General features: G+C 66.6%; 12 protein-coding genes and 1 pseudogene. 8 read left to right on the top strand and 5 right to left on the bottom strand.

Annotated elements, in window-relative coordinates:
• Positions 1-180: 180 nt before the first annotated feature.
• The 5 genes and pseudogenes from F8178_RS00530 to rpmH form a co-directional block, all read right to left on the bottom strand.
• Entirely contained in the window at positions 181-747 is a 567-nt protein-coding gene (locus F8178_RS00530; protein ID WP_317492574.1) for a R3H domain-containing nucleic acid-binding protein, read from the bottom strand.
• A gap of 275 nt (positions 748-1,022) precedes the next feature.
• Positions 1,023-2,159 (bottom strand): annotated as a pseudogene (gene yidC, locus F8178_RS00525) (membrane protein insertase YidC); the annotation flags it as partial.
• A gap of 5 nt (positions 2,160-2,164) precedes the next feature.
• A complete protein-coding gene (gene yidD, locus F8178_RS00520) occupies positions 2,165-2,539 on the bottom strand; it encodes a membrane protein insertion efficiency factor YidD (protein WP_396344945.1) in 375 nt (124 codons plus the stop codon).
• Positions 2,536-2,907 carry a ribonuclease P protein component gene (gene rnpA / locus F8178_RS00515; protein ID WP_317492573.1) on the bottom strand — a complete coding sequence of 124 codons (372 nt, stop codon included), beginning with the start codon at positions 2,905-2,907 and terminating at the stop codon, positions 2,536-2,538. Before rnpA ends, yidD begins: the two co-directional genes overlap by 4 nt.
• 133 nt (positions 2,908-3,040) lie before the next feature.
• Entirely contained in the window at positions 3,041-3,184 is a 144-nt protein-coding gene (gene rpmH, locus F8178_RS00510; protein WP_317492572.1) for a 50S ribosomal protein L34, read from the bottom strand.
• 596 nt (positions 3,185-3,780) lie between these two features.
• Between rpmH and dnaA the strand changes: the two genes are divergently transcribed.
• From dnaA to gyrA, 8 genes are all read left to right on the top strand, one after another.
• Positions 3,781-5,514, top strand: coding sequence for a chromosomal replication initiator protein DnaA (gene dnaA, locus F8178_RS00505; RefSeq protein WP_317492571.1), 1,734 nt, complete (start codon positions 3,781-3,783; stop codon positions 5,512-5,514).
• 723 nt (positions 5,515-6,237) lie between these two features.
• Positions 6,238-7,380 carry a DNA polymerase III subunit beta gene (dnaN, locus tag F8178_RS00500; RefSeq protein ID WP_317492570.1) on the top strand — a complete coding sequence of 381 codons (1,143 nt, stop codon included), beginning with the start codon at positions 6,238-6,240 and terminating at the stop codon, positions 7,378-7,380.
• Positions 7,381-7,463: 83 nt separating this feature from the next.
• Positions 7,464-8,381 carry a phosphogluconate dehydrogenase (NAD(+)-dependent, decarboxylating) gene (gene gnd / locus F8178_RS00495; protein ID WP_396344944.1) on the top strand — a complete coding sequence of 306 codons (918 nt, stop codon included), beginning with the start codon at positions 7,464-7,466 and terminating at the stop codon, positions 8,379-8,381.
• On the top strand, positions 8,353-9,540 hold the full coding sequence (gene recF, locus F8178_RS00490; RefSeq protein WP_317492568.1) for a DNA replication/repair protein RecF: 1,188 nt from the start codon (positions 8,353-8,355) through the stop codon (positions 9,538-9,540). The genes gnd and recF overlap by 29 nt, the downstream gene beginning before the upstream one ends.
• 217 nt (positions 9,541-9,757) lie before the next feature.
• A complete protein-coding gene (locus F8178_RS00485; protein WP_317492567.1) occupies positions 9,758-10,309 on the top strand; it encodes a DciA family protein in 552 nt (183 codons plus the stop codon).
• A gap of 204 nt (positions 10,310-10,513) precedes the next feature.
• Entirely contained in the window at positions 10,514-12,481 is a 1,968-nt protein-coding gene (gyrB, locus tag F8178_RS00480; RefSeq protein ID WP_317492566.1) for a DNA topoisomerase (ATP-hydrolyzing) subunit B, read from the top strand.
• Between the two features lie 141 nt (positions 12,482-12,622).
• A complete protein-coding gene (locus F8178_RS00475; protein ID WP_317492565.1) occupies positions 12,623-14,329 on the top strand; it encodes an LCP family protein in 1,707 nt (568 codons plus the stop codon).
• Between the two features lie 303 nt (positions 14,330-14,632).
• The gene (gene gyrA, locus F8178_RS00470; protein WP_317492564.1) at positions 14,633-17,104 is read left to right on the top strand and encodes a DNA gyrase subunit A; all 2,472 of its coding nucleotides are present in this window, start codon (positions 14,633-14,635) and stop codon (positions 17,102-17,104) included.
• Positions 17,105-17,132 lie beyond the last annotated feature (28 nt).

Genomic DNA, 17,132 nt, shown 5'->3' with positions numbered 1-17,132 from the left:
CGACATCGATCCCACACCCACCCGGTTTCACGTGAAACCGGGCCACACGTCGCTCACCTTCGCGCCTCCCGTTTCACGTGAAACCGGGTGACGCCGTCGGCGGCGTCGACCACGGCGAACTCATGCACGAAAAAGGGGCGACCCACCCGAAGGTGCGTCGCCCCTGCCGGAGTGCTCCGGCTAGTCGCTCTCGGCGTCCAGCGGGATCACCACAACCCGGCGCTTCGGCTCATCGCCTTCGCTCTCACTCGACACGCCATCCACTGCGGCGACCGCGTCGTGCACGACCTTCCGTTCGAACGGACTCATCGGCTGTAGCCGCTGACGCTCACCCTTCTCCAGCGCACGCCGCGCCGCGGACTCGCCGAGCTCACTCAGCTCGGCACGCCGGTTCGCTCGCCAACCGGCGATGTCTAACATCAACCGGCTCCGGGTGCCGGTTTCCTGCTGCACCGCCAGCCGGGTCAACTCCTGCAACGCCTCCAACACCGAACCGTGCGTGCCGACCAGCTTCTCGAGGTCGTCCCCGCCGTCGATGCTGACGATCGCGCGACCGCGCTCCACATCAAGATCGATATCGCCGTCGAAGTCGAGGAGGTCGAGCAGCCGCTCCAGATAGTCCCCGGCGATATCACCCTCCTGCACGAGGGCCTCCTCGTTCGTCGTCGGGGGAGCCACCTCGCTCTCATCCGTGGCCGCACTCGGCTCCTCAGCCTCGGCATCAACCGCCTGGACCGTATCCGACATCGCTGTGCTCCTTCCCAGGCCTGTGACCTACGCGCCTAGCTTGACGTTCAGCCGCGCTTGCGCCCCGACTTCTTCTTAGCCCCCTGGCCTGACGAGCCCGTGCCACCCGTCCCGTTCTTGCTCGGGTTGGGGCCGGAAGCCTTGCCCTGAGAACCGGTGGATCCGGCCTTGCCGTTACCTGCCGCGCTCGCGCCCTTGCCCGTCGAGTTCGCCTTCCCGCTGGAGCCTTTGTTGGCTTGCTTGCTACCGCTCGAGTCGGTGTTCGCTTTGGCGCCTTGTTTCCCAGCCTGCTTCGCCGAGCCGCCCGACCCCTTGGCGGCACCACTCTTTCCGGCGGCACCGCCCTTGGATCCCTTCGACCCCTTGGCGGCGGCGCCCCCCTGCTTGCCCGCAGCCTGCTTCTTCGGCTGCGATCGCTCGTCGCTTCCTTCGCCCGTCTCGCTGCCCGCGGCCTTCTCTTCGGAAGCAGTCTCCTTCTCACCCTCGGAGCCGCTGTCGGCCTGGCCGCCTGCCGCGCCACTCGACGCCGTCCCGGTCTTCTTCTTCGCCGGACGCTGGCCCGGCTTCGGCGCCAGGTCGCTGCGCTTCTGGGTTGCCGCCTGCTTCTTCTCCTCCTCCTCGCGGTCGATCCACCGGTACACCAGGCGCTGCTGCATCAGCGTCCAGGTGTTGTTCGCCAGGAAGTAGACGAGTAAGCCGAGCGGCAGGAAGGCGCCGAACACGAGTAAGCCGATGGGGAAGATGTACATCGTCAGCTTGTTCATGATCGCGGTCTGCTGCGTCGCAGCAGCGGGGTTCTGCCGCTGCACCGAGTGCCGCGCCGTCAAGTGCGTCAGGAACGCCGCCAGCACCATCATCGGTATCGCCACCGGGAGCGCCGCAGCGTGGAAGCCGGTATTGACCGCCTCGGCTCCGGTGCCGATGGTGGCCATCTCGGTGTTGTAGATGGCCTCACCGAGGTTGGACCCGAAGATGTCGGCCGCGATGTACTGGCTCACACCGTCAGCGCTGAAGAAGTAGTTCCCGGTCCCCTCGTGGTCACTGCTCGCGAACATCCGCAGCACGTGCACCAGACCGATGAACACCGGGATCTGCAGCAGGATCGGCAGGCAGCCGCCCAGCGGGTTGACGCCGTGCTCCCGCTGCAGCTTCTGCATCTCCATCGCCTGGCGCTGCCGGTCGTTGCTGTAGCGCTTCTGGATCTTCTTGATCTCCGGCGCGAAGTCCTGCATCTTGCGCATCGAGCGCACCTGGCTCACGAAAGGCTTGAACAGGATCGCGCGCACGGTGAACGTCAGGAAGACGATGCCCAGCACCCACGAAATGGCCTGCGTCTCACCTAGTACGAACCCGAATACCTTGTGCCAGAACCACAAGATGAACGAAACGGGATAGTAGATGAAGTCGAGCACTGGGCTTACTCCTCGTTTGCTCTATCAGGTCGCTGCGCACGCATCGAGAAGCGATCCGGGACAGGGTCCAGACCACCAGGGTGCCAGGGTGCGCACTTTCCGAGACGCCACAGGGTCAGCAACACACCCTTCGCCGCACCGTGTCGAGTCAACGCTTCCACCGCGTACGCGCTACAGCTGGGGTAGAAGCGGCAGCTCGGCGGCAGCAGCGGTGCCAGCACCCACCGGTACAGCCGTACTGGGAGCAACAACAGCCAGGCCACGGGACTCGGACGCCGATTCGCGCCGTCGGCACGTCGCCCGCCGTCGACGGCGGGGTCACTGCCCGGCTGCGGATTCGCCGCGCATCGCGGCGTCTGGCTGTCATTCACACGGGTCATCTATCGTCGTTACCTGCTTGCCGGCTCGGAATCAACCCCAAGCGGCGCAACGCACTGTCGGTATCCTTGGCGAGCTCACGGCTGGAGGCCGAAGCCGCCGCCGGTAGAGCTCTTATCACCAACGAACTGCCTTCCGGCAGCGTTCCAAGCCTCTCCGCCATGACATGACGCAACCTGCGGGTCACGCGATGCCGCACCACCGAGTTGCCCACAGCCTTGCTCACGACGAAGCCGACCTTCGGCGGGTGACCGCCGCTGCCGTCGCGGAAGGCGTGTACCACGAGTCGGCGCCTGCCTGCCTTGCTGCCGTTGCGCATGACGAACCGGTACTCGTCGCTTCGCCGCAGACGCGCCCACTTCGGTAACACGGTGCCCTCCCGAGGTGTCCTCCCGAAAGCGGCTCGGGAGACCGACACGCCAGCCGTTCGGTGATGTCGCGGCCTGCCGGACAGGCGGACCTCCCGGCTGGGTGCCCGAGATACTCACCGCCGGTACGGCAACTCAGGCGGACAGCCTGACGCGGCCCTTACGACGCCGCGCGGTGATCACGGCACGGCCGGCGCGCGTGTGCATCCGCTGACGGAATCCGTGCTTGCGCGCGCGTCGACGGTTGTTCGGCTGGAATGTGTGCTTACCCTTACTCACGGCTGCCCGCTCCTCAACTCCCAGTTGGTGAACTCAACTACGCTGGCTCACGCTGTGTCACAAGCTCTCGTCTCCGACCGCCACCACGCAGAGGCGGGCGGACGTGGGCACGCTGATGGCCCCGCATCGGCGGCAAAACCGAGGGGAGACCTTACGAGAGTACGCGTCCCGCCCTCGATCGTGTGCACCGGCCCCCACTAGGCCCACCGGTAATCATCCAGGTCCAGGCCACCTGACCGGGTGAGCACCTGCCATAACCGAGTGGCGACACGCCGTAGGCCGTGAAATCCTTGCCCGCATGCGAGTCTTGTGGCACTGCTCAGGCCTTGTTAGCGTGCTTCTTCTCGGGTGGACCAATCGAGCTGCGCCACAGTAAGCGCCCTGCGGCGGCATCACCGCACGTATGCGAAGCTTTCCGGCGCATCCTGGAACCGGTGGCGCCACGAACTGCGCGTGACCGTACATTAGTACACAGTTGTGGATAACTATGTGGACACCTCCCGTGTGAGTGACCACATACCGCTGTGACCGGGGGAGCTGACAGCGCGTCAGCCACGACTACTCAAAGGTCTCTCGAGGGGAGGGAAGCGGTACACGTGTCCGATAATCAGATCAACCTCGCTGAGGTATGGGAACAGGTCGTTCGGGAGCTGTCCACCGGAACGCTGTCCCCGCAACAACGTGCCTGGATGCGTGTCACCCGACCCATCGGTCTGCTCGATGGCACCGCGCTGCTGGCCGCGCCCAGCGACTTCGCCAAGGACGCCATCGAGCGAGCGCTCCGCGATCCCATCACCGAGGCGCTGTCCCGGCACGTCGGCCAGCCCGTCTCGCTGGCGGTGAAGGTCGACAACCTGGAGGAGAGCGACAGCATAGGTGCCGCATCAGCGCAGGCACCCCCGGCTCCCGCACCACGGACGGCGGTGAGCTCGGTGGGTTCGGGAAACTTCGAAGCCACCTTCCCGCCCTCCCACCACGCAGATGCGGTGGCCGCCAGCGGTGCGGCCGCGCCGTCCACCGCGACCTCGGCCGGAGCATCGACCACCACGTCGACTACCTCTGCGACGACCTCGACCGCCACACAGTCGCCCACGCAATCGACGGTGCACCCTGCCGCGCAGCTGAGCTCGGCAAGCAACCACGCCGACCCCGCCGAGCAGGACGACGAGAATCCGGACGAGGAAGTGGACGAGGAGGGCGAAGCGCTGGCCGCGGTCAACGACATCTGGCCGACCTTTTCCGGCAGGCCGGTTGCCGGGCAGCCCTACACTGCCCCCGCCCAACCGCAGACCTCCAAGACGCGGCTCAACGAGAAGTACACCTTCGACACCTTCGTCATCGGTGCCTCGAACCGCTTCGCGCACGCCGCAGCTGTGGCCGTGGCCGAGGCACCGTCGCGCGCGTACAACCCGCTGTTCATCTGGGGAGAGTCCGGGCTGGGCAAGACCCACCTGCTGCACGCTGTCGGCCACTACGCCCAGCGGCTCTTCCCCGGCATGCGGGTGCGATACGTCTCAACGGAGGAGTTCACCAACGACTTCATCAACTCGCTGCGAGACGACCGCAAGGTGGCGTTCCAGCGGCGGTACCGGGACATCGACATCCTGCTCGTCGACGACATCCAGTTCCTGGAAGGTAAGGAAGGGACTCAGGAAGAGTTCTTCCACACCTTCAACACGCTCCACAACGCGAACAAGCAGATCGTGGTCTCGTCCGACCGGCCGCCCAAGCACCTGGAGACGCTGGAGGACCGGCTGCGCACCCGCTTCGAGTGGGGGTTGATCACCGACATCCAGCCCCCCGAGCTGGAGACCCGCATCGCCATCCTGCGCAAGAAGGCGGCCCAGGACCGGCTGGCGGTTCCCGGAGACGTGCTGGAGTTCATCGCCACCCGCATCGAGGCCAACATCCGTGAGCTCGAGGGGGCGCTGATCCGGGTCACCGCGTTCGCCTCGCTCAACCAGCAGGCGGTGGATCTAGGACTGGCCGAGATCGTACTGCGCGATCTGATCCCTGACTCGCAACCACCGGAGATCGACGCGGCTACGATCATGGGCGTCACCGCGGAGTTCTTCGGCGTCAGCATCGAGGACATCTGCGGGCCGGGCAAGACCAAGGCGCTGGCCACCGCGCGGCAGATCTCGATGTACCTGTGCCGCGAGCTGACCGACATGTCCCTCCCGCGCATCGGGCAGACGTTCGGCGGACGCGACCACACGACGGTGATGCACGCAGACAAAAAGATCCGCAAGGAGATGGCCGAACGCAGGCGCATCTACGACCAGGTCCAAGAGCTCACCTCCCGCATCAAGCAGCGCGCCAAGCAGTAACCGGGCGGGCTGGGCGCGGCGACGCCCGCCCGTCCCGCCCGCGGAGCCCGCTCACGCTGTGGCAATCACCCCGCTCCACACCGCGCATGCTGAGCGTTACTGCGCCCAGCAGCGCCGACTACGCCGGGCCGCGGTCGCACGCGTCGACATATACCTCGACACGCCGACGCGTACCGTCACGCCACTCGCCTATACGAGTGATCCCTGTTACCCGTTTAGCTCGCGACCATCTTGGGTACGAATCGGCGCACATCTGGGGAGAACTCTGTGGATAACTGTGGATGACCGGTGGATCACCGTGGGGGTCGCTGAGTTCTCCACCGGAGGCCGTTGGTTGTCACCATATCCACCCCCAGGGAGTCCACACGGAGAAGCCCGTTACGAGCAGCGATAACGGGCTGTTGTCCACACAACCCACAACGCTTACTGCTGTTACGGTTTTCTCTGTTCTCAAGAAGTCCCTTGAACAACAACCCGGTGGATGTTGGGGACAACCGCTCCGCGAAACCCCGACGGTTCGAGCTGCCCCGGATGACGGCGCGCCGCGCGACGTTCTAACGTGGGTGCGCACACACATGGGTCGCGTCGAGCTTGCCTGCACGGGCTCCGGGCGGCCGTAGATCCATCCGGCCGCGGGCACGCCGTTCCAGCAGGACGCGCTCGCGGGCACTGGCTGGCTTCCGCTTCACCGAGTGGTCGGGCGCTGTTGAAAGGATTTGGGGCATGAAGATCCGGGTCGAGCGTGACGGTCTCGCCGATGCTGTTGCCTGGGTGGCGCGTAGCCTGCCGTCCCGCCCGCCGGTTCCGGTACTCGGCGGGGTGCTGCTCGACGCCGGGTCCGAAGCGGGAGGCGACTCGGACGCGCTGACCATCTCCGGATTCGATTACGAGGTTTCGGCCACCGCCGGCATCGCCGCCACCATCGCCGACGGCGGCCGGACGCTGGTGTCCGGCAGGCTGCTCGCCGACATCACTAAGGCGCTTCCGGCCCAGCCCGTCGACTTGTCTGTTGAGGGGTCACGCGTCACGATCACCTGCGGATCGGCGAAGTTCAGCCTCCCGACGATGCCCGTCGAGGACTACCCGCAGCTGCCGAACCAGCCGACGGTGGTCGGTGAGCTGGAAGGCGACGCGTTCAGCAGCGCGGTCGCGCAGGTCGCGGTCGCCGCCGGTAAAGACGACACGCTCCCCATGCTCACCGGGCTTCGGATCGAGATCTCCGGTGAGACCTTGACGATGGTCGCCACCGACCGGTTCCGGTTGGCGATGCGCGAATTCACCTGGCGACCGACCGCCGAAGGCGTCGAGGACACTGCCGTGCTAGTGCCCGCCCGTACGCTCGCCGAGGCCGCCAAGTCGCTCGGTTCCAGCGGCGCTACGCTCCAGCTCGCGCTCGCCAGCGGCGACGGGATGCTCGGGTTGGCAGGCTCCGGTCGATACACCACCACTCGACTGCTGGACGCCGAGTTCCCGCCGTACCGGCAACTGCTTCCCGATCAACACACCTCGCGGGCGGTGCTGGATGTGGCCATGCTCGCCGAGGCGATCAAGCGCGTTTCGCTGGTAGCCGAGCGTGGCGCGCAGGTCCGGATGGAGTTCGCCGACGAGTCGCTGCGGCTGTCCGCGGGCGGGGACGACGAGGGCAGCGCCGAGGAGGAGCTACCGGTCGCCTACGAGGGCGAGCCGGTGACGATCGCGTTCAATCCCGGTTACCTCACCGACGGTCTGGCGGCGCTGAACTCCGACCGTGTCGAGCTGACGTTCACGACGCCGAACCGTCCCGCGTTGATCAAACCGGCCGACGCCGAGGGCGCGGCGATTCCCGGATACATCTATCTGCTGATGCCGGTCCGACTTCCCGGTTAGACGCCGGATCCGGCGGGATTGTGGCGCCCGCGCGGCACCGCCGGTGCCCCATCCCGGTCCGGCACGTGTGTAAGGAGGGTTCGATGACGCAGCTCGGGCTGGTCGGCCTCGGTAAGATGGGGCATGCGATGCGCGGGAGGCTCCGTGCGGCAGGCCATGATGTGATCGGCTATGACCACGACAAGGCGGTCAGTGACACGGATTCCGTAGCCGATCTGGTGTCTCGTTTGGCGAATCCAAGGATCGTGTGGGTGATGGTCCCGCCTGGGGATCCGACAAGGGGTACCGTGGCCGAGCTGGCCGACCTGCTCACCGAGGGGGACCTGGTGATCGAGGGCGGCAACTCACGGTACGACGAGGACAAGGCGCACGCGGATCTGCTCGCCGGTAGCGGGATCGGCTATCTCGACGTGGGGGTCTCCGGTGGGGTGTGGGGAGGCGACGCAGGCTACGCGCTCATGGTCGGCGGCGAGTCCACCGATGTGCAGCGGGCGATGCCGGTCTTCGACGCGCTGCGACCGGAGGGGCCGAGGGCGGAGAGCTTCGTACACGCGGGCGGCGTGGGTGCCGGTCACTTCGCCAAGATGGTGCATAACGGCATCGAGTACGGCCTCATGCAGGCCTACGCAGAGGGATACGAGCTGCTGTGCTCGGCCGAGGCGATCACCGACGTGCCCGGCGTGCTCACCGCCTGGTCACGGGGAACAGTGGTCCGTTCCTGGCTGCTCGACCTGTTGATCCGCGCGGTCTCGGAGGAACCCGATCTGGGGTCGATCCGGGGGTACGTGAACGATTCCGGCGAAGGTCGCTGGACGGTGGAGGAGGCGATCAAACACTCCGTTGCCGCTCCGGTGATCACGGCGGCGCTGTACGCTCGCTTCGGCTCGCGCCAGGATGACTCACCCGCGATGAAAGCGGTAGCCGCATTGCGTAACCAGTTCGGTGGACACGCGGTGAGCACAGTGGACGGCCATGCACCTACGGCACCTACAGCTGACTGATTTCCGATCGTGGCAGCACGCTGACCTCGAACTCGGCGAGGGGCCGATCGTGTTGGTCGGGCCGAACGGCAGGGGCAAAACGAACATCCTCGAAGCCGTCGGTTACCTCGCTACCCTCGGTTCACACCGCGTCTCGGCAGACACCCCGCTCGTGCGGCACGAGTGCCAGCGCGCGTTGATCCGTGCGGCGGTGGTCAACGGCGATCGGGAACTCGTCGTCGAGCTGGAGATCAATCCGGGCAAGAGCAACCGGGCGCGGGTCAACCGCGGTGCTGCCGGGCGGCCGAGGGACATACTCGGGATCGTCCACACAGTACTCTTCGCGCCGGAGGACCTCGCCCTGGTCAAGGGGGATCCGGCGGTGCGGCGGGCATTCCTCGACGATCTCCTCGTCCAGCGCTCGCCGCGGTTCGCCGGGGTGCGTTCGGAGTATGACCGGGTGCTGCGCCAGCGCAATGCGTTGCTGAAGTCCACAGGGAAACGGTCGGGACGCCGGGCGGGCGACGATCCTTACGCGTTGAGCACGCTCGAGGTGTGGGACGGGCAGCTGGCGGAGCTGGGAGCGGAGCTGTTGGCCGCGCGGCTGGACCTGGTTGCCTCGCTGGCCCCGCACACCGCGGCGGCCTACGCGGGGATCGCCGGAACCGGCGGCGAGCAGGACCGCGTCGCCGGTATCAGCTACCGGTCCAGTCTTGGTGAGGCCATGCCCGCGGGCTACGGCAGCGCGGGCTACGGCAGCGAGGGCAGCCAGCGGGCGCAGCCGGAGGAGCTGGCCAAACTGCTGGCGGAGGCCATCGGCGAGCACCGCGACGCCGAGCTGGAACGAGGCGTCAGCCTCATCGGTCCACACCGTGACGACCTCGAACTGACGCTGGGGCAGGCACCGGCCAAGGGGTACGCGAGTCACGGTGAGTCGTGGTCGTTCGCCCTCGCGCTGCGACTGGCCTCCTACGAGCTGCTGCGCGCCGAAGGAAGCGAGCCGATCCTGCTGCTCGACGACGTGTTCGCCGAGCTCGATCGGCACCGGAGGGCGAGGCTGGCCGGGGTGGCATCGCGAGCCGAACAGGTGCTCGTGACGGCCGCTGTGGATGAGGACGTGCCGGTGGAACTCACCGGTGTCCGGTACACCATCGGCGAGGGGACGATCAGCCGTGAATGATGAAACCGGTAACTGGCTCGTTCCGGACGACCCAGGCGACGACCCGGCCGAGCGGGAACGCGCAGAGTCTCACCCAGTTGGGGATAAACCTGTGGATAGTGTGGATAACACGGTCGCGAGTTGTTTACCGAGAGCAACGCCACACCATGACCAGGGCCCTCTGCCCGGGGATCAAGCTGACCGGACGGGGGACGACATCCCCAACAACCCCCTTTCTGTGGATAACTCGTCGGAGGTTGTGGAAAGCGATCAGGGGAGCGGTCGCGATTTGGCTCGCGAGGCGCTGCGCGATGCCCAGCAGCGCGCGCGTGCACGTGGTACACGCCCCGGGCAGCGACGGTCGGAGCAGCAGGGCACACCGGGTGCGGACCGCTCCCGTGCACGCAGGCGCTGGTCGGCAGCTGGTACGGACGATCGCGATCCACAGCCGCTGGGGAAGCTGGCCGCGCGTGTGGCCAAGCAGCGTGGCTGGCACAACCGGCTGGCCAGCGGCAGGGTCTTCGGCCAGTGGGAGTCGCTGGTGGGAGCGGAGGTCGCCGAGCATGCCAAGCCGGTGGCGCTCAAGGATGGCGAGCTCACCGTGCAGGCCGGCTCCACGGCGTGGGCGACGCAGCTGCGGTTGTTGCAGAAGCAGCTACTGGCGAAGATCGCCGCCGGGGTGGGTGACGGGGTGGTCAAGCGGATGCGTATCCAGGGGCCGACCAAACCCAGTTGGCGGTATGGCCCCCGACACATCCCGGGCCGGGGGCCGCGGGATACGTACGGTTAATGGCTCGCCACCGCGCGTTCACACTGTGCCACCTGCCGGTGTGGTCTGCCCGGAATGCGCCGGACCAGCGCTCCCCCGGGTGTCCTTGCGGCGAGTGGATGCAAGGCGGCAAGTAGACTGGGCGAGGTCGAAGCGGGACAGGGCCAGGGGAGAGGTCCTCCCGGGTAAGCGTTCGCTCCAGGCGAGACAGGAGACGCCATAACGGTGGCAGGGAAGAAGAGTGACTACAGCGCTTCGTCCATCACGGTGCTCGAGGGCCTCGAAGCGGTACGCAAGCGGCCCGGCATGTACATCGGCTCGACCGGGGAACGCGGTCTCCACCACCTGATCTGGGAGGTTGTGGACAACGCTGTCGACGAGGCGATGGCGGGACACGCCACCCGGGTGGACGTCACCCTGCTCGCCAACGGTGGCGTGCGGGTCGCCGACGACGGTCGCGGTATCCCGGTGGAGGAACATCCCGTCGAGAAGCGCCCCGCGGTGGAGGTCGTGCTCAGCGTGCTGCACGCGGGCGGCAAGTTCGACGGCAAGTCCTACGCCGTCTCCGGCGGCCTGCACGGTGTCGGTGTCTCGGTGGTCAACGCGCTCTCCAGCGCGCTTACCGTGGAGATCCACCGTGGCGGCACGGTGTGGACGCAGCGCTACGAGAAGTCGCTGCCGGTGGAGCCGCCGCAGAAGCAGGGCAGTACCGACAAGACCGGAACCGTGCTGACGTTCTGGCCCGATGACGAGATTTTCGAGACCACCGAGTACAGCACCGAGACCGTCGCGCGCCGCCTGCAGGAGATGGCGTTCCTCAACAAGGGACTGACGATCACGCTGCGCGACGATCGGGTTCCCGACGAGAACGGCGAGGACGCCACCGGCCAGAAGGCCAGGCTGACCGAGGAGACCTACCACTACCCCGGTGGGCTGTCGGACTTCGTCAAGCACATCAACAGCACGCGCGAGCCCGTCCACCGCAACGTGATCTCGTTCGAGGCCGCTGGGGACGGCGTGCAGGTCGAGGTCGCGATGCAGTGGAACAGCGGTTTCACACCGTCGGTGTACACCTTCGCCAACACGATCAACACGCACGAGGGCGGTACCCACGAGGAGGGTTTCCGTGCCGCGCTGACCCGGGTGGTGAACAACTACGCCAGGGATCGCAAGCTGCTCAAGGAGAAGGACGCCAACCTCACCGGCGACGACGTTCGCGAAGGGCTGGCGGCGATCGTGTCGATCAAGCTCGCCGAGCCGCAGTTCGAGGGGCAGACCAAGACCAAGCTCGGCAACAGCGACGCCAAGACGTTCGTGCAAGCCACCACGCACGAGTGGTTGACCGACTGGTTCGACCGCAATCCGAGCGAAGCCAAGGCGATCATCTCCAAGGCGGTCTCCTCGGCGCATGCCCGGCTGGCGGCCCGTAGGGCCCGCGAGCTGGTGCGTCGCAAGGGTGCGATGGACGTGGGTGGGTTGCCCGGCAAGCTCAAGGACTGCCGGTCGACCAAGCCGGAGGAATGCGAGCTCTACATCGTGGAGGGTGACTCCGCGGGCGGGTCGGCCAAGGAAGGCCGCGACTCGCTGTACCAGGCGATCCTGCCGATCCGCGGGAAGATCATCAACGTGGAGAAGGCACGGATCGACAAGGTACTGAAAAACAACGAGGTGCAGAGCCTCATTACCGCGCTCGGTACCGGGATCCACGACGAGTTCGACATCGGCAAGCTGCGGTATCACAAGGTCGTGCTGATGTCGGATGCCGATGTCGACGGACAGCACATCCAGACCCTGTTGCTGACGCTGCTCTTCCGGTTCATGCGACCGCTGGTCGAGCACGGCTATGTGTACCTGGCCAAGCCGCCGCTCTACAAGATCAAGTGGCCGAGGGCGGAGCCCGAGTACGCCTACAGCGACCGCGAGCGCGACGGCCTGCTGCAAGCCGGTGCCGAGGCGGGTAGGAAGCTGCCGAAGGAGGACGCCATCCAGCGCTACAAGGGTCTCGGCGAGATGAACGCCGACGAGTTGTGGGAGACCACGATGGACCCGGCCAACCGGCTGCTCCGGCAGGTCACGCTGGATGATGCGGCTACGGCCGACGAACTTTTCTCGGTATTGATGGGCGAGGATGTGGAGGCTCGTCGAGCCTTCATCACCCGTAACGCCAAGGACGTTCGGTTCCTGGACGTATAGCGGCAATAACGAGTCAGCCGATTTGTCGACCTCGCGAGCGACACGGGTGCGGGTGATGGCAGACTGACCCTGAGGGTCACACTGGCGGGTGATGGTGTAGTGCGGTAGGCGCTACGTCAGTCAGCGAAGGGAGCTCAAGGCGTGGACGATCGGCCGCGATCGCGACGACCGTCACGCCCGTGGCTCAACCAAGAGTTGGAGACCACGCCCGCGATCCCCCGGGTGCATGGCTCGCCATCCTCACGCGGTGGTGGTTCCGGCGGGCGCTCCGGGCGCGACCGCCGGGGTGGGCCCGCCCTGCGGAGCGCCAAGGTCGCGCTCGCGCTCGTGTCACTGCTCGTGTTCGGCGTCACCGGCTATGCCTGGGCTTCGGTGCAGGGGCTGGGGCAAGGCATGACGATGGCGGATGTGATCCGCGACGGCGGCGACGGCGGCATGGACGGTCCGCGCGACATCCTGCTCGTCGGGCTCGGTGACCGTCGGGACGCCCAAGGCGAGGTGTTGCCCGCCGAGCTGCGGCAGGAGCTGAATATCGGCAGGGACGCCGGGCTCGGCCGGGCCGACACGATCATGCTGATCCGCATACCGGAGGACGGTGACGGCGCGGTCGGCTTCTCCATCCCCAGGGATTCGTACGTGGATATCCCGGGATTCGGTGAGCACAAGATCAATTCCGCGTACGCCAGGGGGAAGGCCGCGGAGCGGAAGCGGCTGGAGCACGAGGAGGGCGTCACCGACCAGAGCGAGCTGGAGGTGCTGTCCAACCAGGCGGGTGCGCGGACGCTGATCGAGAGCGTGGAGGCGCTCACCGGCATCACCATCAACAATTACGCCTCGCTGAACATGTTCGGCTTCTACGAGCTCACCAACGCCATCGGCGGCGTCGAGGTGTGTCTCAACAATGCCGTGCAGGAGCACAACTCGGGTGCCGATTTCGACGCGGGGGTGCAGACCGTCTCGGGGGTCGACGCGCTCGCGTTCGTGCGGCAGCGCCACGGCCTTCCCCGTGGTGATCTCGACAGGGTGGTTCGCCAGCAGGCCTTCCTCGCCGGGTTGGCGCGTCAGATGATCTCCGCGGGAACCCTCGCCAATCCCGGCAAGCTCAACGACCTCATCGATGCCGTGCAAGGCGCGATCGTGCTGGACCAGGACTGGGAGATCATGGACTTCGCGCAGCAGGTCAGCGGCATCAGTGGCGGGAACATCGAGTTTCACACCGTCCCGGTGCTCAGCGCCGCCCTCGACACCGCGGACGGCGCGGCCGTGCAGCTCGATGAACACCAGGTGCGGCAGTTCATCGCCGAACACTCCGGTGAGGGCCTGCCCGATCCGGAAGGCGGCGACCACGGGCAGCAGGACCCGCAGGATCCGCAGGCCAATGCGGGGATCACGGTCAATGTCATGAACACCACGACCACGCCCGGCCTCGCGTCCGAGGTGTCGGAAGCGCTCGTGCAGCAGGGATTCACGCAGGGCATGGTGAGCAACGCCGCGCGACGCGACGACACCGTGGTGCGGCACGCCTCGGGGGACGAGGAGCTCGGGCAGCGGGTGGCCGACGCGCTCGGTGCGCCCGCTCGGGTGGAACCGGATCCGAACCTGGCCGCTGGCCACGTCACCGTGTTGATCGGCGAGGACTACGCCGCCGCGGATCGACCGGGGCGTGTGGACGCGGGTGGCTCCTCGCCGGCGGGCCAGCAGCCGGGTCAGCAGCCGGACCTGCCCGGTGATGACCAGCCGGGCGCCCCGATGCCGGGTGACGACGTCTCCGGGGAGCAGGCCGAGGACGCTCCTACCGACCGGCGTGAGGAACCGATCACGGCGGACGGCATCCCGTGTGTGAACTAGTACGTCTCGTCGTCTGGCGCTGCCGTACCGTGACGATCACGATGATGCGCACGCATGAAGCGTCCTCCCGCGAGCCGGATCCGTCCCAGCTGACCAGCATCGATAGACTGTCCCGGTAAGCAGTGCCCAGCCGAGCGCACACAACCCCAGCCCTGGCGGGCTACTCATAGGTTGTCGTCGGTGGCCGCTGGCGCAGTGGCAGGCGACGACAGGCTGCAGGTGAGGCGCGTAGGTGCGGCGAATTGACGTGATGAGTAGCCCGACTATTGAACCGGACACTGGGTCGGAAGGAAAGTTCGCACCGTGACTGAAACCCTGCCTCCGGACGAGGACCGCATCGAGCCGGTCGACATCCAGCAGGAGATGCAGCGCTCCTACATCGACTACGCGATGAGCGTGATCGTCTCCCGCGCGTTACCCGACGTTCGTGACGGGCTCAAGCCCGTCCACCGCAGGGTGCTGTACTCGATGTTCGACAACGGCCTCCGGCCCGACCGGGGGTACGTGAAGTGCTCGCGCGTCGTCGGGGACGTGATGAGCAACTATCACCCGCACGGTGACTCGGCGATCTATGACACGCTGGTGCGCCTCGCCCAGTCGTGGTCCATGCGGTACCCGCTCGTCGACGGCCAGGGCAACTTCGGCTCCCCGGGCAACGATCCCGCTGCCGCCATGCGTTACACCGAGGCGCGGCTGGCCCCTCCCGCCATGGAGATGCTGCGGGACATCGAGGAAGACACCGTCGACTTCTCGCTCAACTACGACGGTCGGAGTCAGGAACCCGACGTCCTGCCAGCGCGGATCCCCAACCTGCTGGTCAACGGCAGCGGCGGTATCGCGGTGGGGATGGCGACCAACATCCCGCCGCACAATCTGCGCGAGGTCGCCGACGGGGTGATGTGGGCGCTGGACAACTGGGAAGCCACCGAGGAGGAGACCCTCGCCGCGATGCTGCAGCGGATCAAGGGCCCTGACTTCCCGACGAAGGGGCTGATCCTCGGCACGCAAGGTATCGAGGATGCCTACCGTACCGGCCGCGGCTCGGTGAAGATGCGGGCAGTCGTCGAGGTCGAGGAGGACAACAAGGGTAGGCCGATCCTGGTCATCAGCGAGCTGCCCTACCAAGTCAACCCGGACAATCTCATCGAGAACATCGCGAACCTGGTCCGCGACGGCAAGATCAACGGCATCACGGAGATCTCCGACGAGACCAACAGCAGGCGCGGCATGCGGATCGTGATCACGCTCAAGCGTGACTCGGTGCCGAAGGTGGTGCTGAACAACCTCTACAAGCACACCCAGCTCCAACAGAGCTTCGGCGTGAACATGCTCGCCATCGTCGACGACGTGCCACGCACGTTGCGGCTCGACCAGCTGGTGCGGCACTACGTCAAACACCAGGTCGAGGTCATCGTGCGGCGCACCCGGTACCGGTTGCGCAAGAAGGAGGAACGGGCCCACATCCTGCGCGGCCTCGTCAAGGCACTGGACATGCTCGACGAGGTGATCGCGCTGATCCGGCGTTCGCCCACCGCGGACGAGGCCCGGACCGGGCTGATGGAGCTGCTCGACGTCGATGAGCTGCAGGCCACGGCGATCCTGGACATGCAGCTGCGCAAGCTCGCCGCGCTGGAGCGCCAGAAGATCATCGATGAGCTCGCCGAGATCGAGCGGGAGATCGCCGACCTGAAGGACATCCTCGACCGTCCCGACCGGCAGCGGCAGATCGTCAAGGACGAGCTGGCCGAGATCGTGGAGAAGTACGGCGACGAGCGGCGAACGAAGATCATCCCCTATGACGGCGAGGTGTCAGTCGAAGACCTCATCGCCGTCGAGGACGTCGTGGTCACCATCACGCGCACGGGCTACGCCAAGCGCACCAAGACCGACCTGTACCGCAGCCAGAAGCGCGGCGGTAAGGGTGTGCAGGGCGCCACGCTTAAGCAGGACGACATCGTGCAGCACTTCTTCGTGTGCTCCACACACGACTGGATCCTGTTCTTCACCAATAAGGGACGCGTGTACCGCGCCAAGGCCTACGAGCTGCCGGAAGCCAATCGCAGCGCGCGTGGCCAGCACGTGGCCAATCTGCTGGCCTTCCAGCCCGACGAGCAGATCGCCCAGGTTATCCAGATCTCCAATTACGAGGCCGCGCCGTACCTGGTGCTGGCCACCAAGAAGGGGTTGGTGAAGAAGAGCAAGCTCACCGACTTCGACTCGAACCGCTCGGGTGGGCTGATCGGGATCAACCTGCGCGAGGGCGACGAGCTGGTCGGTGCGGTGCTGGCCGCCGCGGAGGATGACCTGTTGCTGGTGTCCTCGGACGGGCAGTCGATCCGGTTCCACGCCACCGACGAGGTGCTCCGGCCGATGGGGCGTGCGACCTCGGGTGTGCTGGGTATGCGGTTCAACGAGGGTGACGAGCTGCTCAGCATGGGCGTGGTGCAGGAGGGCACCTACCTGCTGGTCGCCACGGAAGGCGGGTACGCCAAGCGCACCTCGATCGAGGAGTACCCGGTGCAGGGCCGCGGTGGCAAGGGCGTGTTGACGCTCCAGTACGACCGCAAGCGGGGCAAGCTGATCGGGGCGTTGATCGTCAACGACGATGATGAGCTCTACGCGATCACCTCGACCGGCGGGGTGATCCGTACCCCGGCCAAGCAGGTACGCAAGGCGGGCAGGCAGACCAAGGGTGTTCGGCTCATCAACCTGGACGAGGGCACGACCCTGCAGGCGATCGCGCGCAACGCCGACGAACCGCCGGAGTCGGCATAGTGGTGGCATGCCGAGGCGCCCGCGAACT

Source organism: Haloechinothrix sp. LS1_15 (genome assembly GCF_033042135.1).
Taxonomy (GTDB): Bacteria; Actinomycetota; Actinomycetes; order Mycobacteriales; family Pseudonocardiaceae; genus Haloechinothrix.
This window is presented reverse-complemented; position numbering and strand designations above follow the sequence as displayed.